17 protein-coding genes are annotated in these 21,147 nt (G+C 70.2%); 7 read left to right on the forward strand and 10 right to left on the reverse strand.

Annotated features, from left to right (window positions below; all coding sequences use genetic code 11):
• Window positions 1-64: 64 nt before the first annotated feature.
• Window positions 65-1,357 carry a DUF58 domain-containing protein gene (locus EL340_RS07345; RefSeq protein WP_126414065.1) on the forward strand — a complete coding sequence of 431 codons (1,293 nt, stop codon included), beginning with the start codon at window positions 65-67 and terminating at the stop codon, window positions 1,355-1,357.
• Window positions 1,358-1,383: 26 nt separating this feature from the next.
• On the opposite strand, the gene EL340_RS07350 is transcribed toward EL340_RS07345, so the two are convergent.
• Window positions 1,384-2,379: a stage II sporulation protein M gene (locus EL340_RS07350; protein WP_126414066.1), complete on the reverse strand. Its 996-nt coding sequence runs from the start codon at window positions 2,377-2,379 to the stop codon at window positions 1,384-1,386.
• Between the two features lie 14 nt (window positions 2,380-2,393).
• Between EL340_RS07350 and EL340_RS07355 the strand changes: the two genes are divergently transcribed.
• Window positions 2,394-3,281, forward strand: coding sequence for an RDD family protein (locus EL340_RS07355; RefSeq protein WP_126414067.1), 888 nt, complete (start codon window positions 2,394-2,396; stop codon window positions 3,279-3,281).
• Between the two features lie 56 nt (window positions 3,282-3,337).
• On the opposite strand, the gene EL340_RS07360 is transcribed toward EL340_RS07355, so the two are convergent.
• Together EL340_RS07360 and EL340_RS07365 are read right to left on the reverse strand one after the other, a co-directional pair.
• Window positions 3,338-3,583: a Trm112 family protein gene (locus tag EL340_RS07360; protein ID WP_126414068.1), complete on the reverse strand. Its 246-nt coding sequence runs from the start codon at window positions 3,581-3,583 to the stop codon at window positions 3,338-3,340.
• Window positions 3,580-4,014 (reverse strand): DUF3499 domain-containing protein, encoded by a 435-nt coding sequence (locus tag EL340_RS07365; protein ID WP_126414069.1) that lies wholly within the window; start codon window positions 4,012-4,014, stop codon window positions 3,580-3,582. Before EL340_RS07365 ends, EL340_RS07360 begins: the two co-directional genes overlap by 4 nt.
• 60 nt (window positions 4,015-4,074) lie before the next feature.
• Between EL340_RS07365 and EL340_RS15375 the strand changes: the two genes are divergently transcribed.
• Window positions 4,075-4,551, forward strand: a complete 477-nt coding sequence (locus EL340_RS15375) for a metallopeptidase family protein (protein WP_164719356.1) — start codon at window positions 4,075-4,077, stop codon at window positions 4,549-4,551.
• Between the two features lie 105 nt (window positions 4,552-4,656).
• On the opposite strand, the gene EL340_RS07375 is transcribed toward EL340_RS15375, so the two are convergent.
• Genes EL340_RS07375 through EL340_RS07385 form a run of 3 tightly spaced genes read right to left on the reverse strand, consistent with a single transcriptional unit; the run spans window position 4,657 to window position 10,975 of the window.
• On the reverse strand, window positions 4,657-6,537 hold the full coding sequence (locus EL340_RS07375) for a DUF5719 family protein (protein WP_126414070.1): 1,881 nt from the start codon (window positions 6,535-6,537) through the stop codon (window positions 4,657-4,659).
• The gene (locus tag EL340_RS07380; RefSeq protein ID WP_126414071.1) at window positions 6,534-10,658 is read right to left on the reverse strand and encodes a glycosyltransferase; all 4,125 of its coding nucleotides are present in this window, start codon (window positions 10,656-10,658) and stop codon (window positions 6,534-6,536) included. Before EL340_RS07380 ends, EL340_RS07375 begins: the two co-directional genes overlap by 4 nt.
• Complete coding sequence (locus EL340_RS07385) at window positions 10,655-10,975, reverse strand: WhiB family transcriptional regulator (RefSeq protein WP_003779817.1); 321 nt, start codon at window positions 10,973-10,975, stop codon at window positions 10,655-10,657. Before EL340_RS07385 ends, EL340_RS07380 begins: the two co-directional genes overlap by 4 nt.
• Before the next feature lie 328 nt (window positions 10,976-11,303).
• On the opposite strand from EL340_RS07385, the gene EL340_RS07390 reads away from it, so the two are divergent.
• The gene (locus EL340_RS07390) at window positions 11,304-12,128 is read left to right on the forward strand and encodes a TIGR03089 family protein (RefSeq protein WP_126414072.1); all 825 of its coding nucleotides are present in this window, start codon (window positions 11,304-11,306) and stop codon (window positions 12,126-12,128) included.
• 29 nt (window positions 12,129-12,157) lie between these two features.
• Here EL340_RS07390 and manA read toward each other — a convergent pair whose 3' ends face one another.
• The 3 genes from manA to EL340_RS07405 all read right to left on the reverse strand — a co-directional run bounded on the left by manA (window position 12,158) and on the right by EL340_RS07405 (window position 15,785).
• Window positions 12,158-13,348 carry a mannose-6-phosphate isomerase, class I gene (manA, locus tag EL340_RS07395; protein WP_126414073.1) on the reverse strand — a complete coding sequence of 397 codons (1,191 nt, stop codon included), beginning with the start codon at window positions 13,346-13,348 and terminating at the stop codon, window positions 12,158-12,160.
• 68 nt (window positions 13,349-13,416) lie between these two features.
• The gene (locus EL340_RS07400; protein WP_126414074.1) at window positions 13,417-14,805 is read right to left on the reverse strand and encodes a glycosyltransferase 87 family protein; all 1,389 of its coding nucleotides are present in this window, start codon (window positions 14,803-14,805) and stop codon (window positions 13,417-13,419) included.
• A 398-nt stretch (window positions 14,806-15,203) separates the two neighbouring features.
• Window positions 15,204-15,785: a dTDP-4-dehydrorhamnose 3,5-epimerase family protein gene (locus EL340_RS07405; protein WP_126414075.1), complete on the reverse strand. Its 582-nt coding sequence runs from the start codon at window positions 15,783-15,785 to the stop codon at window positions 15,204-15,206.
• A 211-nt stretch (window positions 15,786-15,996) separates the two neighbouring features.
• Between EL340_RS07405 and rfbA the strand changes: the two genes are divergently transcribed.
• The 3 genes from rfbA to EL340_RS07420 all read left to right on the forward strand — a co-directional run bounded on the left by rfbA (window position 15,997) and on the right by EL340_RS07420 (window position 19,931).
• Window positions 15,997-16,869 carry a glucose-1-phosphate thymidylyltransferase RfbA gene (rfbA, locus tag EL340_RS07410; RefSeq protein ID WP_126414076.1) on the forward strand — a complete coding sequence of 291 codons (873 nt, stop codon included), beginning with the start codon at window positions 15,997-15,999 and terminating at the stop codon, window positions 16,867-16,869.
• Window positions 16,870-17,075: 206 nt separating this feature from the next.
• Window positions 17,076-18,887 (forward strand): phosphotransferase, encoded by a 1,812-nt coding sequence (locus tag EL340_RS07415; protein WP_232023265.1) that lies wholly within the window; start codon window positions 17,076-17,078, stop codon window positions 18,885-18,887.
• A 162-nt stretch (window positions 18,888-19,049) separates the two neighbouring features.
• Window positions 19,050-19,931 (forward strand): glycosyltransferase family 2 protein, encoded by an 882-nt coding sequence (locus EL340_RS07420; protein WP_126414078.1) that lies wholly within the window; start codon window positions 19,050-19,052, stop codon window positions 19,929-19,931.
• Between the two features lie 94 nt (window positions 19,932-20,025).
• Here the strand turns inward: EL340_RS07420 and EL340_RS07425 are convergent, their stop codons facing one another.
• Window positions 20,026-21,123, reverse strand: a complete 1,098-nt coding sequence (locus tag EL340_RS07425) for an acyltransferase family protein (RefSeq protein WP_126414079.1) — start codon at window positions 21,121-21,123, stop codon at window positions 20,026-20,028.
• Window positions 21,124-21,147: the final 24 nt, after the last annotated feature.

Consider the following 21,147-nt stretch of genomic DNA (forward strand, 5'->3'; position numbering starts at 1 on the left):
GGCACCGGCCGGCGACGACCGAGACACCCGACCGATCACCTGACCGACTCACGACAGGAGTGGCATGTTCCTGACGATGCGCGCCGTGTGGGCGCTGCTTCCGGGGATCGCCCTGGTCCTCATCGCGCCTCGCCCGGCGACCGTGCTGGCCTGGGCCGGCGCCGTCCTGCTCCTCGTCGTGATCGACGTCGTCTACGCGCCCTCGTCCCGTCTGCTGCGGGCCTCACGGGCAGTGGGCCACGGGGTGCGGCTGGGCGAGTCGATCACCTCGACGCTGACGCTCACCAACACCGGACGGCGCACGGTCCGGCTCCTGCTGCGCGACGCCTGGCCCCCCAGCGCGGGAGCGACCAACGAGCGCGGGAGGATGACCATTCCACCGGCTCAGCGCCGTCGTCATTCCACGGTGCTCACGCCCCGACGCCGGGGGGATCGCCACGCCGGGCCGCTGACCGTCCGGGTCACCGGTCCTCTGGGCATCGCGGGCCGGCAGGCCTCCCTGGACGTCCCGGCCACCGTCCGGGTCCTGCCGGCCTTCCGCTCACGCCGGCACCTGCACTCGCGCCTGGCCCGTCTGCGGGAGATGGATGGACGCAGCGCGGTCATGGTGCGAGGCGAGGGGACCGAGTTCGACTCCCTGCGCGAGTACGTCGTCGGGGACGACGTGCGCTCCATCGACTGGCGCTCCACCGCCCGTCGCGGCGAGGTGCTGGTACGCACCTGGCGTCCGGAGCGGGACCGGCGCGTCCTCATCATCATCGACTCGGGCCGACTGTCGGCGGCCCGCCTGGAAGACGCCCCTCGGCTCGATGCCCAGATCGAGGCGACCCTGCTGCTGGCCGCACTGGCCTCACGCGCCGGCGACCGGGTCGACGTCCTGGCCATGGACGACGCCGTGCGCGCCCAGGTACGGGGCAGCACGGGACCGGTGCTCATGACGGCGCTGGCCGAGCACCTGACGGATGTGGAGCCGCGTCTGACCGAGCTCGACTGGACGCTCCTGGCCTCCCGGGTGCGCGCGGTGGTCTCGCAGCGGGCTCTGGTGGTGGTCATCTCCGCCCTGGACGGCAGCGGAGGGGACGCGGCGATGATCCGCACGCTGGCGGCACTGGCCCGCGATCACACGGTCGTCCTCGCCTCAGCGCTGGATCCCGAGCTGGAGGAGCTGCGGGCCCAGCGTGACGACGCCGACTCCGTGTACGTGGCCGCGTCGGCGGAGAAGGACCTGGTGGAGCTCGACGCCGTGCGCCGACGTCTGCGCCGCGGCGGGGTGGAGGTCGTCGAGGCTCCTGATCAGGGGCTCGCCCCGGCTCTGGCCGACTGCTACCTGGAGCTCAAGGCGGCGGGGCGGCTGTGATGCTGAGACACCCTGCGGCGCCGGGTTCAGCCGGCCTCGGGCTGGACGTATCCGGCCTCGTTATCCTCAAGGTCTCCCGTGGCTCCTGCGGCGACGGCGGAGCGCCCCAGGATGAGCGTGTACGCCCACAACAGCGCCAGCGCGCCGGCTCCGATGATGATCTTGACCGCCCAGGGAATGGGGGCCGGGGTCACGAAGGCCTCGATGAGGCCGGCGACGGCCAGGGCGCCGGTCAGGCCCACGGCCACCGTGATGAGGGCTCGCCCTTCCGTGGCCAGGGCCGCAAAGCGGCTGCGAGGGCCGGGGACCAGCATGGTCCAGAACAGCTTGAGGCCGGCGGCGCCCGCGACGAAGATGCAGGTCAGCTCCAGCAGCCCGTGAGGCGAGATGAGGGAGAGGAACACCCCGAGCGCGTCGTGGTCGGCCATGACCGCCCCGGCCCGTCCCAGAACGACGGCGTTGGCGTAGAGCATGTAGAGCGGCAGGACCCCGGTGATTCCGCCGGCCACGCAGATCGCCGCGATACGGGCGTTGTTGGTCCACACCTGGGCGGCGAACTCGGAGGCGGAGTAGGTGGAGTAGTAGGACTCGAAGGCCTCGTGGGCGTAGCGGTCCAGCTCCTCGGGGCTTCCCAGGGCGGCCATGGCCTCCGGGCTGTGCAGGGTCCACACCCCCACCACCAGCGCCAGGGCGATCTCGACGACCATGACCCCGCAGGTCCACCAGCGGATCCGGTAGAGGGCCGCCGGCACGGCCTGAAGCACGAACCGGCGCATCGAGTGGGTCCTGACCTCCCGGGTCCCGGTCAGGCGGCCGCGAGCCGTCGCCACCCGGGAGGAGAGCTCGGCGACCAGCTGCGGATCCGGTGCCGCCGAACGCACCCGCGACAGGTGGCGGGCACAGGTGCGGTAGAGGGACACGAGCTCGTCGGTCTCAGCGCCGCTGAGGTGGCGACGCCCTACGAGCACGTCGAGGCGTTCCCACTGATCACGGTGCGCAGCAGCGAAGGCATCAAGATCCACGCAAGGAGTCTGTCATGGTGACCGAGTCGTCCACATCCTCCGAGCGGATGATCGAGCGCGAGCTCATGGTCACCGGGGAGGCCGTCGCCCTGGAGGTCATCCCGGCGACGGTCGTCAACCGCATCATGTCGGGGATCATCGACTACTCCGCGTACCTGCTGGGCGGGTTCCTGTCCATGGTCGCGGCGCAGCTCCTGATCATCGGCACAGACCCTGAGGCGGCACTGGGCGAGAACGCCGCTTTCATGAATGCGGTCCTCGCCCTGGTCGCCCTGGCCTGGGCGGTTGTCATCCCGCTGCTCATCGAGCTCCTCAGCGGGGGGCGGAGCCTGGGGCGCATGGTGACCGGCACCCGAGTGGTGCGCGACGACGGCGGCACCGTCAGGCTGCGCCACTGCCTGGTACGGACGCTGCTCGCCGTCGTCGAGATCTGGTTTACCTGGGCCGTTCCGGCCCTGTGCTCCAGCGTCGTCTCCAAGCGGGGCAAGCGGTTCGGGGACATGCTGGCCGGTACCTACGTGGTGCGTGACCGGAATCGCTCCACCGCGACCCCGCCCCTGCTCATGCCCCCTGAGCTGGCCGGCTGGGCGGCGGGTACGGACCTGCGCGCTCTGCCGGGTCAGCTGAGCCTGACGGCACGGACCTTCCTGCAGCGAGCCTCAGTCCTGACTCCCGGCTCGCGCTCGCGGCTGGGACTGGAGCTGGCCTCCCAGGTCGAGGGATACGTCTCTCCCCCGCCTCCCGCGGGCACGCACCCCGAACGGCTCCTCGCCGCGGTGCTCTGCGAGCGGCGCAATCGCGAGCTGGTGCTGGAGAGCCGCGACCGGCACCTGGAGGAGGAGGTCCTCAAGGACATGGCGCGTCCTCCCTACGAGGTCGGCCGAGAGGCCCGACGGCGCTGAGCGGACCTCCTCCGGCCCGCGAGGGACCGTCCGGGACAGGAGGTGAGGGCGCTCGCTCAGTCCTGCGCTTCAGGACCGGGTCCGGGAGCGCGCAGCGCCTCGTGGACCAGGAGGATCGGGACGCCGTCGCGCACCGGGTAGGCCAGACCCACACTCGGGGAGATGAGCGCCGGCTGGCCGGCGTCGTCGACGCCGTCGATGAGCTCCTGCCCGCTCAGCGGGCAGCGCAAGGAGGATCGCAGCGCCGGGGAGAGCACCGACTGCTGCGCCCGGGGCCCGGCACCATGCTCGTCATGGCTCATGCGTCGTCCTTCTGCCCGCGCAGGACCCGCAGGTGGCCGCGCCGCAGGATCTCGTCCTCGGCGACCTCCGGCGGGGGCGGCAGCGGGGCGGTCAGGGAGGCCGGCATGATCCCGCCGGGGCGGGGGCGGTGCTCGGCCGGCGCGGCGACGGGGCGCGGGGCGCGGGAGGCCTCACGGACGGCGTCGGCCAGGGCCAGGAGGTCGTCCTCGCTGGGAGGCGCCGGCTCGAACTCGGTGGCCAGGCGGATGATCTGCCAGCCACGGGGCGCGGTGAAGGAGGAGACGTGCTTCTCGCACAGGTCGTAGGCCTCGGGCTGGGCCTCGGTGGCCAGTGGTCCCAGCACGATGGTGGAGTCCGCGTAGACGGAAGTCAGGGTGGCCACGGCGGGGCGCTCGCAGCCGGGCTTGCGGCAGTGTCGGACTCTTCTCACGCCCGCAGGTTACCGTGCCGCTGCCCGACGGTCATCCAGACGGCGCCTAGGCTGGCAGGTGTGACCGACCTGTTCCCCTTCTCACCCGGGCCGATTCCGCCGCGATCCGCCACTGCGCCGGCGCGGCGTCCGGCCAGACGTCGTGATCGTCACGGCCGGGGCCTGCGCGGTCCGCTCCTGCCGCCGAACCTGCCGGCCTGGCGGACCCGGGCCGAGCGCTTCGACGAGCTTGTCGTGGACTCGGCCCAGGACCTGGCCCGGCGCTGGCCGTCCGTGGACCAGATCCAGTTCGCCGTCGAGGAGGTGCCCCCCTCGGACCCGGCGCCCTGGGAACGCTCGGTGGTGCTGGGGCGCGGTTTCACCGCGGAGCCGCGCGCGGGGCTGCCGGCGAGGGTCGTCATCTACCGGCGGCCGGTGGCCTCCCGCGCCACGGACGAGGCGGACCTGGCGGACCTGGTGCGCCGCGTCGTCGTCGAGCAGGTGGCCCTCATGCTGGGACGCCGTCCCGAGGAGATCGACCCGGACTCGGGTCGGTGAGACGGTCCCCGTCCCCCTCGACCCGGGCATTTTTCGCGTAGCCGGGCGGAATTTCTGTCGGGCGCCGCGAAGAATGCCCGGCTCGGTGCGAGGACAGAAGGACAGTCAGCCCAGCAGGATGCGGCGCTGCGCCTGAGCGGCGGCGTCGGGCTGCGTGGGCACCGTGGAGATGAGTGTCCCGGCCAGGTCTCCCCCGGCCTGCGCCGTCACGATCGTGGCGGCGGCCAGTCCGCTGGACGTGCGCGACTGCCCCGTGGAGATCTCCCGCCCGGCCGCGCTCAGGCGGACGGCGGCAACCTCGGGTGGTACCTCGACGACGACGGCGCTGCCCTTGGCAACGGCGACGTCCTGGCTCCAGGAGCCGTCAAGGGAGGACACGGTGACGGAGGTGGCAGCACCGCTGTTGGCCACGGTGACTGCGGAGGTCAGGGAGGCCACGCGCGGCACGGCCAGCAGGCCGGAGTCGGCGGCGCCCGGAAGAGAGGCCTGCGCCCAGGCCTGGTCGTGGACGAGGGCCTGGGAGCGCTCGGGGTACTCGCCGCCGCTTCGCACCATGCGAACCGCGGCTCCCACCGGCGCGCTCGAGCTGACCTGAACACCGTAGGTACCCGCGGGAACACCGGCCAGCGAGATGTCGAAGACGGAACCGGCGTCAATGGACACCGACTGCGCCCCGGCCAGCGGCCGGGCCCCGTCCTTGCCGAGCATGGTCACCGACACGGTCGCCGGGGACTGCCCGGGGTTGACGATGCGCACGGCCGGGGTGTCGGAGGAGTCGGCGCCGGTCGTGGCGTCGGGGACCTCCCCCTGGGAGGCGGGCTCGACGATCTCCACCCCCGGGACCACGAGGTCGGTGGCCGGGGCGGCCCCCGGGGTGATGACGTCAGTGCCGGCGGGAGTCTCCCCGTCGAGGGACTCGGTGACGAGGGTGGGCACCACGGACCCGCCGTCGGCCTCGATGGACACGGCGATGCGCGGGTCCTGACTCCCCTTCGTCTCCAGGGTCAGCGAGGAGGAGCCGCCCGCGGGAACGGTGACCTCACCGTTGCTGGGCAGGGGCAGACGACCGATCGAGCCGTAGAGGTTCACCTTCGCGGTGGCCGGGGTGGCACCGGGGTTGGTCAGGCGCAGCTCGGCGGATGAGCCGGCCACGATGGAGCCGCCCACGATCCAGGACATGGCCGACGGCTGGGTGCAGGGGGCGGTCGTGAGCCCCCGCAGGTCTCCGCTCTGGGTCAGGGTGGTCACCGAGCCGACGGCGTTGGCGACCTGGCCGTCGGTGGGAGTGAGGGTGAGGATGCCGCCCTGCGCGGTGCTCAGGGAGGTGGTGGCATCGGTGGGGACGGTCTGGCCGGCGTAGGTGGCGGACTGGATCGCATCGGTCCCGTCGACGGGGATGATGGTGGTGGTGGACTCCATCGCGCCGACGTCGGTGCCCCGCAGCGTGTTCGTGGGTGCGTGAGGGCACACGTAGTTGGTGGCGGCTCCGGGCGCGGCCAGGCTCAGGGCCTCCAGCTGCGGGGTCGGCGTGGTCGGGGCGGCGTGCCCCCACCAGGTGACTCCTCCGACGGCACCAGCGAGCACGACGGAGGTCAGGATGCCGACACCGCGGACGATCGACTGCCCCACGGTGCGGCGGCGCCGTCTGGAATCGCTGTGACGCCTCCTGGAGGCTGCGTCCGCCTCCGGCCCGCCCGAGACCGCATTATCAGAGTCGGAGTCACTGTCGTCAGCCGAGTCCTCAACGTCGGCAACGTCCTCAGCATCCTCAGAGTCGACCGAGTTGGTGGAGCTCGTGGCGTCGGCCGAGTCGGTCGGCTCATCGCCGTTGCCCGCCGTGGCGCCCGCAGACTCGGCCTCGACGCCATCGCCGTCCCGGCGCCGGTGGGCCTGTGGGGCGGTCTCCTGACCGGCCTCATCCGTGGAGACCTCACCATCGGCCTGGTCCTGCCGGCTGGTGGCGTCGTCGTCGCGGGGCTGAGTCATGAGGCCATTTCCTTTCCGCGTCGCAGGGGCAGCGCCGCCACCAGGGTCAGGGCCCAGACGGTCCAGATCGTGTAGGTCGCGGCGGCGGTGGACCGGCGGGTGTGGGTGACGATCAGCTCTCCGCCCTCAGCGCCGACGGCGAAGCCCTGTTTCCAGCTGCCGTCCTCAGCAGGGACCGTGGTGGGCTCAAGGCGCCGGCCATTGAGAGTGGCGCTCCAGCCGGCGTCGGCCCGCTCCACCATGACGAGGGTGCGGGCGCCCGATCCCGCGGGGACCCGGGTGCGGGTCCCGGAACCGGTGCCGGTGGAGGCGACCGGGGTGACTTCTCCGCCCGCGTCGATGAGGCTCAGACGGGCTGAGTCGGGGTGCGCCGAGGAGGTGACGCGCCAGGAGTTGCCCGAGGAGGTCTGGGCGAGCTGCTCCAGACCGGGAGTGGAGGTCAGGCCCACGCGGGCCTCGGCGGTGACGGCGTCGCCGTCCTTGTCGGTGAGCAGGACGACGGCGATGCCGTGGGCCGCGAGGGCGTCGGCGACCTCCTTGTCCTGTCCGGCGGTGGCGCGGGTAACGATCTGGGCGAGCTCGGCGTCGGCCGGGTCCTCCAGGGTCAGGTCCCCGTCCGAGGCCGCGGTGCTGAGATCCGTCCTCTGTCCGGCCTCGGGCCTCAGCCGGGGATCGGCCAGGGCGCCTGCGGCGCGGCTGCGCGCCTCGGCATTGACCGCTCCGGGAAGGACGTCGCTGACCTGGGTTCCGGGCCCGCGCCAGATGGTGGCCTGAAGCCCCTCGGAGGTGGAGGTGAGCTTGAGGACCCGGCCGGCCGTCCCCGAGCTCTGGAACTGCTCGGCGATGAGGGGGACCTGCTGGGCGGTGGGGTGCAGCGCCATGACCTGCGGGTTGCTGCCGCGGTGGGCCTGGTAGGACCAGACGGCGCCGACCGTCACCGGGGCGAGCAGGACGAGGCAGGCGGCGGCCACGAAGGCCGTCCTGATCCAGCGCGGCCCCTCTTCCGCCGAGGACGCGGCAGACACCGCAGACACTGCAGACGCAGCGGACGACGCCGCATCGGTGTCCTTCCGGCTCCTGCGCACCAGGGCCCTGCGACCATCGGCGGCGCGCCGTCCGATCATGCCCCAGATGGCCTCGGCGGCGGGCAGGGCCGCGGCGAGGAATCCGCTGAGCGCCAGGGACGCTCCGGCCCCGGCCCAACCGTTGACAGGGGCCAGACCGGACCCGGTGACGTCGCTTCCCAGACCGGTGGACGTGCGCACCGAGATACCGGCCAGGACCAGGCCCCCCAGGGCCAGGAGGATCCCGGTGCGGGCGACCCGGACGCGCCGGGAGACGAACAGGCCGACGACGCCCAGGACCGGGACGAGCAGGAGCAGCCCCCGAACCAGGACGCTCAGGGCGCCGGATGGGACGATGGCGTCCATGGCCACCGGTGAGCCGGCCAGCAGGTCGAGGCTGCTCGGCGTCGGCACGGAGACGGGCAGACCGATGTCGGTCAGCAGCAGGCGGACGCCCTCGGCCCAGCCGTCCCGCTCCCCCAGCCGCCAGGCGCCCCACCAGGCCGGGGCGGCGGTGACCAGCATGGGGACCAGGGTGAGGACGAGCTTGAACCCGCGTCGCGTCGTGACGGACAGCAGCAGGATGATGACGGTCAGTACTGCCGCGGTGGCCGGGACGGCCGCGACGACGACGCTCAGCAGCAGGCCGGCGACGGCAGCCGCCGTGGCCGACCCGTAGCCGTACTTCTCGGTCTGGGGCAGATCGACCTGGGCCTCGGGAGCGGCCGGGTCGGGGGCGTTGAGGGACTCAAGGACCTCTCGGGCCGTGGCCAGGGCCGACGCCGCCCGACCGGTCTCCTCGTCATCCTCACCGCGGTCGCCACCGGGACCGTCCTGGACCGCCGAGGTAGCGGAGGCAGTGGAGGTAGCTGCCATGGCATCGGTGTCCTCGGCCTTCTCCCCGCTCTTGCGGTTCTCGCCGTCGCCAGCGCTGTCCTCTCCGTCCCCGGCCTCCCCGGAGTGCTCGGTCTCATCGTCGGCGCTGTCCTCGGGGCTCGCCGCGGCCTGTGCCTCCTCGTCGAGGTGGGCCAGGTCGGTGACCCTCTCGGTGGAGAAGCGGTCGAGCTCGGCCCGCTCCTCATCAGTGAGCAGGTGGGCCCCCACGAGCCCGGACAGGACGAGGTCACGCCGGTCGGCGCCCACGGCGCGGGTCAGGGCCAGCAGCGCCCAGGGAAGGACGAGGTGGACCAGGAGGGCACCGAGGCGCCCCTGCCCCAGGGCGAGCAGGAGGCTGGGGGCCAGGGCCCACACGAGTGCGGCCCAGGCCCGCAGAGCCACCTTCCGGGTCATGGTGCCGGCGGCGAACCAGGCCCCCAGGGCGGCGAGCGGCACGGCCAGGAACACCAGGCCGCTGATGAGGGAGCCGGTCCCCAGTCCGACGAGCCGGCCCAGTACGGCCGGACCGGCCAGGATGGCCAGCAGCGGGGTGATGCCCCCGGGGTAGCCGTCGGCGGTGGAGATCCAGGTGGCCCAGGCGGTGTCCCACATCTGTCGCCAGCCGCCGCTGAACAGGGGCAGTGCCCCGCCGCTGACCGAGCGGGTGAGCAGCAGCCGGGACAGGCCGTAGGTGCTCAGCGCCAGAACCAGCACCATGAGGGCGCCCAGGGTCCGACGTCGGCTGCGGGCCAGGGCGGCGAGCTCACGCAGCTCGAGCTCGCTGGGGGCTGCCGCGCGGGCACGCCGCTCGCGCTCCTGGCGGGTGCGGTCGCGGCGTACGCCCCGGATCTCCGCCGGGGTCGCGTAGAGGCGCCCCAGCGCGGAGGCGGGCACCTTGGTGTGCCGGGCGAGCCGGCGTCTGGCCGCCTTGATCCGTCGGCCGCGGCCGGCTACGGCCAGAGCGGCGCCGAGCTCGTCGCGGGCGAGCGCCGGCGCCTTGGAGGCGAGCCGCCACACGGCTCGCATCGCCCCGAGGATGACGAACCAGGGCAGCAGCAGGCCGATCGGTCGCGACGAGAAGGCCGCCCAGTTGGTGAGCTGGGCGCTGCGGCGGGCGCGGAAGGACCGCTCCGGGTCGGGCTCGGGGAGCCGGACCTCAATGGCCTCGGCGTCGGTGCGGGCCTCGGGGCGCGAGGAGTGGGAGACGTGGGCGGGCCGGCGCAGTCCCTGGTAGGAGGCCCGGCGGTGGCGGATGACGGCGGTGGGCTCGACGACGACCCGGTATCCGGCCAGGCGCGCGGCGCGGGAGAGCTCCAGGCCGTCGCCGAAGGGGCCGAGCCACGGGGCGATGCCGCCGATCTCCTCCCATACGGAGCGGTCGATGAGGGCGCCTGCCGTTCCCACGGCCAGAACGTCGCTGCGGTCGTCGTGCTGGCCCTGGTCGACCTCACCGGGGACGATGTCGTTGGCGCGCCGGGCCGAGGCCGTGGCGCGCAGCCCGACCTCCAGGAGCAGCTCGGGGTTGTCCCACCCCACCTGCTTGGGGCCCACGATTCCCACGGAGCGGGCGTTGGTCGCAGCGGTGAGCAGCTGCTCGAGGCAGTCCGGCGCGGGCGCGGAGTCGTCATGGAGGAGCCAGAACCACACCTGGTGCTCCGACGCATCCGGGGCCGCTTCGGTAGGGGCCACCAGCTGCTGCTCGTAGGAGGTGATCGGGGAGAGCGCTCCGGTGGGGCCGGTGATGGGGCCGGAACCGGTCAGCAGGAGGTCGCGCACAGAGGTGCGCGACCCGCTTGAGGCGGCGTCGGCGCCCGAGTCATCCGCGCCGTCAACCGCACCTGCGCTGCGGCGCCGACGGTTGCCGGCGGCAACGAGCTCGGCGTAGGCGGCCAGTCCCCGGGCGACTGCGTCCCCGAAGCTCTTGGCCTCCTTGACTCTCACGACGCGCACTGCGGTGACGGTGTCGAGCCCTGAGCTCTCAACGAGCTCCTCGATCGGAGTCCCGTCCCCCAGGCCGTTGGCTCGCGAGGCGACATCGACGACGAGGACGACGTCGGGCGCGCAGGTCTGGGAGGCGATCGCGGTCAGTGTCTGCGCCAGAAACGGGCTCGCCCCGGCCGACACGACGACGGCCAGGGCTCCTACCCGACTGGCTCCCTGTGCGGAGCCGGTGCGGGTCATACTGCGCGACGCTTGAGCTTGCGCCGTTCGCGCTCCGACATGCCGCCCCAGATACCGAAGCGCTCGTCGTTGGCGAGGGCGTACTCGAGGCACTCCTCACGAACCTCGCAAGTCGCGCAGACTCGCTTGGCCTCACGTGTGGAACCACCCTTCTCAGGGAAGAACGCCTCTGGGTCCGTCTGAGCGCACAGCGCTCGCTCCTGCCACGCCAGGGGTCCTTCATCGACGTCGTCGCCACCGCCGAAGAGGAGCGAGAGCACCTCTGCGTCAGGCTCCTCCGGCTGCTTCAGTGGGCCGTCGCCGAGGATGTTCCACATGCCGGCCTCCCTTCGATCCGAGCTTCTTGCCAGTAAGAATTACATGCGTGTGAGACAAGGCCAGTCAAGCCGGCCAGAGAAAGTTGACCCTCTCGTGACCATCGACACCATTCCTTGATATCTCAAGGAATGCCCCCATCTGGTTGTCACCTTATGTTGACTTCCTACAAATCCCCTGGAAGGTATCCGCGCCCTGCCTGACAGCAGCAAAATGCACGGTTTTCCAGAGAACTTCAGGGACCCTGACGCACGATTCCATATTGGCCCAATCGGCTGGACGTAACCAGGGAGATTCCTGAACGTCAGTAGATCTGCTTCAATCTGAGGCATGCACGACCCCCTGCTCTCACTACTTCCGGGCCCTCATGATGCCGACAGACCGTGGCTGAACTGTTACAGAACCGACGAGCGAGTCGAGTTGACCGGACACGTTCTGTCCATGTGGTCGGCCAAGATTGCGGGATTGATCACAGCGGAGTCCGCACCTGCTGACGGAGTTCATGTGGGGCTCCCGCCGCACTGGCGGACGGTGGCATGGGCCTGCGGGGCGTGGCTGGCGGGGCGGACCGTGCTCCTGGGCAGCAGCGAGGAGATCGAGGCCGCCGGCCTCACCCCCGAGCTGAGCGTGGCCTTCACGCCGGAGGACCTGTGCGACGAGGCAGAGGTGCAGGTGCTGGTGCCTCCCGCCTCCCTGGCGCTGCGCTGGCCGGGCGAGCTCCCCGCCCTGGTGCTCGACGGCGCCGCAGACCTCATGTCCTACCCGGACCGCTTCACGCCGGTCAGCGCCGACGCCGACCTGCCCTGCCTCACCGATCTCGCCGCTGACCTCACCACTGGCCTCGCCACCAACCTCGCCGCGGACGCCGCTCACGGCGGTGCGCCGCAAGGCTCACGGCCCGCCACGCTGACGCGTGCCGGGCTGGCCGCCCGGGTCGAGGCCGCCGGGGCGGCAGGCACGAGGGAGTCGGTGGGCTCGCGCGCCGCTCTGGTCCGCTGCTCCCGGACCGCTCAGGCGCTTGAGGAGGTGCTGACCGCCTGGCGCACCGGCCGCACGGCGGTGGTCGTGACGCCGGAGGCGGGCGACGACGTCGCCGCCGCCGCGATCCGCCAGGAGGGCATCACTGAGGGTGCCACCGGGGAGCCGGCCGACTGACCACCACTGAGCACCACCGAGCACCACCGTCAGGGGACGTCGGCCTGAATGAGGGTCCCCTCCCCCTCGACGGACAGGCTGCGCTCGTCGGCGCCGACGAAGACCGCCTCACCCTGCGCCAGGGTCTGCGAGTCGGCCTGGGTCACCAGGGTCATGGCACCCTTGACGGCCAGGAGGATGCGCGGCCCCCGCCCGGGAACCGGCAGACGGCCGTCGGCGGCCACCACGGTGGTGACCATGAGCTCGAAGTCGTCCACCGGCGCGTAGTAAGCACGAGTAGCCCGGGAGAGGTACTCCGGAGCCGGCCGCACCGGGGGCGCCGCCACGTAGTCGACGCAGGCCAGCATCTCGGGGACGTCGATGTGCTTGGCCGTCAGGCCGGCGCGCAGCACGTTGTCCGAGGAGGCCATGACCTCCACCCCGAGGCCGGAGATGTAGGCGTGGACGCTGCCCGCGGGCACGAACAGCGCCTCCCCGGGCTGGAGGGTGACGGGGTTGAGCAGGAGCGCGGCGGCGATACCGGGGTCTCCGGGGAAGGTGCCGGCCATCTTCAGGACGTTGGAGTCCACCCGCAGCGAGGGGGACGCACCCGCCTCGAAGCGGGCCCCGATCTCAGTGACGAGCTCGTCGATCTCCTCGGGACTCGGGCGGGTGGAGGCCGAGACGACGTCGGAGAAGACCTGGCGGATGCCGTAACGGGTCGGGTTGAGCCGCAGGGTGCGGCGCATCCGCCGGGCCAGCGGGCTGTCCAGACCGGAGAGGACCTCAACGGCACGGCGCGGGGCCCGGAAGCCGGCGACGGCCTGGAACCGGGTGAGGGCCAGAACCATCTCCGGCTTGTGATTGGTGTCCTTGTAGTTGCGGGAGGGGTGATCCAGGGCGATACCCGCCTCGTCCTCCAGCGCGTACCCCTCGGCCGCCTGCGCCTGGCTGGGGTGAACCTGGAGGGACAGGGGCTGCTCGGGAGCGATGAGCTTGAGCAGGAAGGGCAGGCGGCGCCCGAAGCGCCAGATGATGTCCTCGCCCAGAAGGCGCTCCGGCTCGGCGTCAATGAGGTCGGACAGGGATTCGCCCTCGGTCACCCGAGCCGGCCCGGCCCGGTGGGAGCCGTACCAGGCCTCGGCCCAGGGGGCGCCGTCGTCGACCCTGCCCAGGAGAGCGGGGATGGCCGTGGTCGACCCCCAGGCGTACCGCTGTCGGGCGGGCTCAAGTCGTTTCATAGCGCCTCACCGTACCGGCACCCGAGGCCCGATCGCGCCCGCAGCAGCAGCGTTCGGGTAGTTCTGCCCTATGAGACCCAACGCAAACGGCCTTCGCGCAGCAGGGCCCGGGCGCGCTGGGCGACAGCGGCCGCGGACCGGCCGATGGATGAGCTTTCCGGCCGGGGCAGAGGTCCCGGTCCCGGCCGCGGTGAGCGATCGTCACCGGCAAGAGGACGGTCCTTGCCCCACGCGGAGCGATCCCTGTCGCCCTGGCGGGCGCGCACGTCCATACGGGCCACGACGACCATCACGGCAGTGGCCCAGTAGACGTAGGCGCCGGAGGCCAGGACCGCGAAGGGACTCCACTGGGGGGAGTCATAGCGCACGAGGTGGTCGGGGAAGTGGGTCGGCGCGATGAGCAAGACGACGACGCTGCCCACCGCCGCCAGGCACTCCAGCTCCCAACCCGTCCTGCGCAGGCCGGAGGCGAGCCCGACGACGGCCCGCCACACGAGGGTCATGACGAGCGGGAGAGTGAAGACCCAGTGGTGCACCCAGGCCACGGGCGAGACGATCGGGGCGATGAGGCCGACGACGCCGAAGGCGAGCAGATCGTCGCCGCGGCGGGTCAGACGGGCGGCCTGCCCGGCGATGACGATGACGGCGACAACGGCCAGCACCAGCCAGACGGCCGAGGCCAAGGCTCCCGGCAGTATCCGGGAGAGCAGCCCGCGCAGGGACTGGTTCTCGGTGACCCACCAGGTGGAGGCCACCCGGGTGGAGTCCCACATGGCCGAGCCCCAGAAGGTCAGGGACTGCCCGGGAGCGATGAGGAACCCGATGCCGGTGCAGGTGGCGGCGCTGGCCAGTGAGACGAGCAGTGCCCGTCGGTCCCGTCTGAGGATCGGCAGCAGCAGGAAGACGGCAGGGGTGAGCTTGATGGCGATGGCGATGCCGGTGAGCAGACCGCGCGGCCAGGCGGTCCGGCGAGGGATCCAGTCGGCGGCCAGCAGGGCGATGAGGAAGAGCCCGACCTGACCCCAAGTCAGGTGCGAGACCACCGGCATGAGCAGAGCCAGGGCGTTGGCGGCCGCCAGAGCAGTCCAGGCGCCGCCGCCGCAGCGGGCGACGACGACCCGGGCGAGGATGAACAGCGCCACCAGGGAGGCCACGGTGTGGACGGCTCCGGCCAGGACCGGAGTGCCGATGGCGGAGCCGGAGAGAAGAGCCGCCCCGAAGGGCGGGTAGGTGAAGTGCATGAGGAATCCGGGAACGCCGGTATCGAGGGGACCGGCGTAGAGCGGCTGGCCGTTCAGAAGATGCTGCGCTCCGGCGCGGTAGACGAGGAAGTCGATATGCAGCTCCGGCTGGAGGTCGGCATCGAAGAGCGCCCCCGCCACCGTCACTACTGACCACAGGGCGATGAGGACGCGAGCCGTCAGGGTCGTGCTCCAGCGCGGTGAGGCAATGTCCATGATGAAGTCTCTTTCGAGCCGAAGGGAAGGATCCGGCTGAACCGGCCGGTGGCTAGCCGGCGTCGGGGAGGACGCACAGAGGGTCGCCACACACCGGACAAGAATCTGAACAAACTCCGGAAGAAGACTCGATGAAATCAGATTCCAGACCGGATGGCCGGGAGTATTCCATCAGTTGAGGCCACTTATCTACCCCAACACCCGAGCAGCCTCATTTTGTGACCCTTTAATTCACCAAGGTTTTCACTATTGAGCGTTTCCCCGGGAAAACGAGCAGAACATGAACATCGAGAGTAATGGACGAGGGCCGTGATGCATCAGCGACAGACGACGGCGGCGCCACGAGCCTCGTAGGGCTCGTGGCGCCGCCGGAACTGCGTTCGGACTTCTCCCAGCCGTCAGCCGTCAGCCTCGGGGGACGGGAAGGGGGTGACGTCGGCCAGGCGGGGGTGGGCCTTGTCCTTGTCGGAGAGGATCGCCTCGCTCAGCGCGATCGGCCAGGGGACGTTCGCCGTCTCGTCGGCCAGGTTGAGGAAGGTGTACTGGGCGTCGGCCGACCAGTGGTCGTTGACCAGATAGGTGTAGGCGGTGCCCGGCTCCAGCGTCTGATAGGCGTTGCCAACGCCCCGGGGCACGAACACGGCCACCGACGGGTCGATCTCGCAGGTGTAGACGGTTCCGAAGGAGGGCCCCTCGCGCAGGTCCACCCAGGCTCCGAAGACCCGGCCGGTGGCCACCGAGACGAACTTGTCCCAGGGCTCGGCGTGGATACCGCGAGTCACCCCGACCTCGTTGTTGAAGGAGATGTTGTTCTGGACCGGCCCGAAGTCGGGCAGCCCCAGGGCCAGCATCTTCTCCCGCTGCCAGTTCTCCTTGAACCAACCGCGGTTGTCCCCGTGAACCGTCAGGTCAATGCGCAAGAACCCCGGAATCGGCGTCGTCTCGACGGCGAGAGGCTTGCCCAGCTCGATCTGCCCCATGGATGGCTCCTTAATTTTCCTCTGTGAGCGTTGTCATCGATGTCAGCGCCACCGCATCGGCGACGCTCCACCGGGGAGTCTATCGGCGCCGTCCCACCGGCACCTCGGAGACGACGACATCCGAGCCGAACGTGCCGCGCACCACGGACATGCGCCCCCGAATCATCCGATCCTGGCGTCCTTCCGGGCCCGAATGGGTCATGCTTGGGTCATGCGAGGAATCATTCTGGCCGGAGGCTCCGGCACGCGACTCAACCCGATCACCCTGGGGACCTCCAAGCAGCTGGTGCCCGTCTACGACAAGCCGATGATCTACTACCCGCTGAGCACCCTCATGCTCGCGGGGATCCAGGACGTCCTGGTCATCACCACCCCCCACGACGCCCCCTCCTTCCACCGCCTCCTGGGCGACGGCTCCCAGCTCGGCGTCAACCTGTCCTACACCGTCCAGCAGGAGCCCAACGGCCTGGCCCAGGCCTTCGTCCTGGGCGCCGACTTCATCGGCGAGGAGAGCGCCGCCCTGGTCCTGGGGGACAACATCTTCTACGGCCCCGGCATGGGCACCCAGCTGCGCCGTCACACCAGCCCCGACGGCGGTGTCGTCTACGCCTACCAGGTCGCCGACCCCACGGCCTACGGCGTCGTCGAGTTCGACGAGAGCTTCAAGGCCATCTCCATCGAGGAGAAGCCGGCCCACCCCCGCTCCACCTACGCCGTGCCCGGCCTGTACTTCTACGACAACGACGTCGTCGAGATCGCCAGGAACCTCGAGCCCTCCGCCCGGGGCGAGTACGAGATCACCGACGTCAACCGCACCTACCTGGAGGCCGGCCGGCTCACCGTCGAGGTCCTCCCCCGCGGCACCGCCTGGCTGGACACCGGCACCTTCGACTCACTGGCCGACGCCACCAGCTTCATTCGCACCGTCCAGCACCGCCAGGGCCTCAACATCGGCGCCCCTGAGGAGGTTGCCTGGCGCATGGGCTTCATCGACGACGACGGCCTGCGCCGGCGTGCCGAGCCCCTGGTCAAGTCCGGTTACGGCGCCTACCTCCTGGGCCTGCTGGAGCACCGCCAGGCCTGAGCCGGCAAGTCCCAGCGCCTACCGATTCTCCTCCCACTCGTGGGTGGGCGGCACGCCGAGGCCGTCCACCCACGAAGCGTCTGGCACCACCCCCACACGATCCCCGCACGAACACGGGCCGATCTCAGCCGTTCAGTTTTACGCTCCAAACTGCTATCTTCGAACAAGATAACCTCTACTGCTTTGCTGAACGGATGGTGGATCCAATGACAGGCCCTCTGTCGCAGTCACAGTTCGACGTGCTCTACGCCCTCCTGCGGGCCGAGGCCGCCCTGACCCAGCGCCAGGTCCAGGAGTCCACCGGCATGTCCCTGGGACGCGTCAACGCCGCCGTCCGCGAGTGCGAGGCGGCCGGTTACATCCAGGAGCGTCACCTGACCGAGGCGGGCCGGGCAGCCCTGGAGCCCTACCGGGTGGACAACGCCGTCATCATGGCGGCAGGACTGTCGCAGCGCTTCGCCCCGATCTCCTACGAGCGCCCCAAGGGCATGCTGCGCGTACGCGACGAGGTCCTGGTCGAGCGGCAGATCCGCCAGCTGCACGAGGCCGGCATCACCGACGTGACGATCGTCGTCGGCTACAAGAAGGAGTACTTCTTCTACCTGGCCGAGCAGTTCGGCGTGAGGATCGTCGTCAACGACGACTACGTCTCACGCAACAACAACGGCTCCCTGTGGCTGGTGCGCGACATCCTGGCCAACACCTTCATCTGCTCCTCCGACGACTACTTCACGGACAACCCCTTCGAGTCGCACGTCTACAAGGCCTACTACTCGGCCCAGTACGTGGCGGGCCCCACCGAGGAGTGGTGCATCACGACCGGCCCCGGCGAGCGGATCACGGATATCGAGGTCGGGGGCGCCGACACCTGGATCATGCTCGGCCACGTCTACTTCGACCGGGCCTTCTCCACGACCTTCCGGCGCATCCTGGAAGAGGTCTACGACCTACCCGAGACGGCTCCCAAGCTGTGGGAGGCGATCTACATCGAGCACGTCAAGGAGCTCGACATGGTCATGCGCCGCTACCCCGAGGGCATGATCAACGAGTTCGACTCGGTCGATGAGATCCGCTCCTTCGACCCCAAGTTCATCGAGAACGTGGACTCCGAGGTCTTCGACCACATCTCCGAGGCCCTGGGCTGCCGCAAGACGGATATCTCGGGCTTCTACCCCCTCAAGCAGGGGCTGACGAACCTGTCGTGCCACTTCACCGTGGACGGCAACGAGTACGTCTACCGCCATCCCGGCGTCGGCACCGAGGAGATCGTCGACCGTCACGCCGAGGCAGCGGGCCTGCGCCTGGCCCGCGACCTCGGTCTGGACACGACCTTCGTGGCCGACGACGACGTCAGGGGCTGGAAGATCGCCCGGTTCGTGCCCGGGGCCCGCAATCTCGACATCTCCAACGCCGACGAGCTCCGGCAGGCCATGCGCATGGCGCGCAGCCTGCACACCTCCGGCAAGGCGCTCGAGCGGGACTTCGACTACATCCAGGAGGCCCTGCGCTACGAGCAGCTGGTTGAGCGCCACCACCCCATCGACGTCCCCGACTACGTCGAGCTGCGGGCCAAGGTGATGCGTCTCAAGGTCGCCGCCGACGCCGACGGCTTCGAGCGGGTGCCCAGCCACAACGACTTCTTCCCACCGAACTTCCTGGTGGCCGCCGACGGCCATATCGACCTCATCGACTGGGAGTACGCCGGCATGTCCGACGTCGCCAGCGACTTCGGCACCCTGGTGGTGTGCACGCAGATGAGCGTCGCACGCGCTGACGAGGCGATCGTCGGCTACTTCGACCGCGCCCCCACCGCCGGCGAGCGCCGCCACTTCTGGTCCTACGTGGTCTTCGCCGGCTGGTGCTGGTACGTGTGGGCCCTGGCCAAGGAGGCCGAGGGCGACGACGCCGGCGAGGCCATCTTCACCTACTACCGCCACGTCACCGACTACGTCGACGCCCTGCTGTCCTGGTACGAGGACGGCGAGGAGGCGGTCCCGGAGGTCTTCGCCGACATCTGACACTCAGGACAACCAGCACCGCCCATCCTCTGCTGACCATGATCAACTGAAGCCAGTCGGGTGATTCACACCGACCGCTCAGGGCGCCCGCCCCGAGCCTTACTACACTGCTGACCCACGGCGAGAACGCACGGTTGATGACCATCAGTGACCAGGAGACCCATGCTCGACATCATGCTCCCCTTCTGGGGCGAGCCCCGGTACCTTTACGAGACGGTCGAGGCCGTCCTGAGCCAGACCGATGAGCGGTGGCACCTGACGGTCGTCGACGACTGCTACCCGGACGCCGGCGTCCCGGAGTACTTCGAGCGTCTGGACCACCCCCGGGTCACATACATCCGCAACGAGAAGAACCTCGGGATCACCGAGAACTACGAGCGCTGCATCGAGATGACCTCTGCCGATCTGGTGATGCTTCTGGGCTGCGATGACATCATGCAACCCGACTATGTGGCACGGGTACTGACCCTTCACGAGAAGTTCCCGCAGGCGGACATCTTTCAGCCGGGGGTTCAGCCCATCGACTCCCGGGGACGTCCCGTAAGTACCCTAACCGACTCCATCAAGCGCATGGTCATGCCGCGCACCCGTCAGCCCCTCCTACTCAGTGGCGAGGAGCTGGCAGCCTCCCTGCTCAAGGCCGACTGGCTCTACTGGCCCTCGCTGACCTTCCGCCGCGAGGCACTCGTCTCCACACCCTTCCGCCCCGGCTTCCCGATCATCCAGGACCTGGCCCTGGTCATCGACATCATTGCGGCAGGCGGCTGCCTCCTGCTCGATCCGCATGTGTGCTTCTCCTACCGGCGCCATGAGGAGTCGGCCTCCTCGACATCGCTGTTCGATGGGCGCCGCTTCGCCGGCGAGCGCACCTACTTCTCCCTGGCCGCCCGCATCATGCGGCGCAACGGCTGGCACCGGGCCGCGCGCGCAGCCAGGCGGCACACGATCTCACGGGCCCATGCCCTGTCCCTGCTGCCGACGGCGCTGCGCCGCCAGGACTCGACAGCGGTGCGCACCTTGGCCACCCACGTCCTGGCACGCTGATCCCATTACTGCCGAACCGGGCATCTTTCGCGTACCCCAACGGTTTTTCTGCCCGGCTACGCGAATTCTGCCCGGCTCGACGATGGGCGTGAGCTCAGCGGGCCTCCTGACGCAGGTCTCCCCAGGGCCGGCGTCCCCGAGACCAACGCATGGCGGCGCGCTCGATGCCGAGCCAGCTGGCGATGGACAGGACGACGGTGACGACGCCGGCCACCAGCAGCAGGAGCGGCAGGCCGTGACGGTGCATCCCCAGCAGGATGAGGAGCTGGAGGACCGGGAAGTGGTAGATGTAGACGCCGTAGGAGATATCGTGGACCTTGATGATCTCCGGTGAGGGCAGGACCGCGCCGAGCCACAGGATGACGTAGGCGATGAGCGGGGAGGCCAGCTGGGCGCCGAAGCTCGGCAGCATGAGGATGAGTGCCACGGCTCCGGCCGTCGCGATGAGCGCAATCCACGGCTTCATGGGGATCCGCTCGCGCAGCTGGTACATGAGCGCCCCGCCCAGGAAGTAGGGCAGCATGAAGATCAGTAGGGCGAACTCGCTGTTGCCGTCCACATAGGGGCTGATCCGGTGGATGCCTGCGTGCATGGCGACACTGACCAGGAACAGTGCTGCCGTGGGCCACACGTGGGAGCGGGTGAACCTCCAGGACAGGAAGACGCCGATGATGATGTAGCACCAGAACTCGTAGTAGAGGCTCCACAGGGAGCCGTTCCAGGCTCCGGGGTAGGGCACGGTGGCCAACGTGGTGCCGATGTTGTAGGTGGAGATGTGCAGCAGGACGTTGGAGTAGATGTAGCTCCCGGGCGTGGGCGCCGCTCCGAAGAAGCCGTCGAGAGTGCCCTTCTCGATGAGGTGCGCCACCGGTGCCATGACGAAGGCGACGAAGACGAGGGAGAACAGGAAGCCGGGGAAGATACGAGTGACCCGGTTGATGAGGTAGGGGCCGGCATCGGCGCGCATGCGTGATCCGGTGATGAGGAAGCCGGAGATGGCGAAGAAGCCGACGACGCCCCAGCTGCCGAGGTGCTGCCCGGCCACCTCGAATCCGTCCCCAGTTCCGGCGAGGATGTCCGCATGGGAATAGAAGACCAGGAAGGCCAGCACCAGCCGGAGCAGGTTGAGGGCGTTGTCGCGGGAGCCGAGGTCACGGGGAGAGAACAAACCGGCAGAGCGGGTCACTGACATGCGCGTTACCCTATAAGAGTCGCC

The sequence above is a fragment of the Actinomyces viscosus genome (genome assembly GCF_900637975.1).
Taxonomy (GTDB): Bacteria; Actinomycetota; Actinomycetes; order Actinomycetales; family Actinomycetaceae; genus Actinomyces; species Actinomyces viscosus.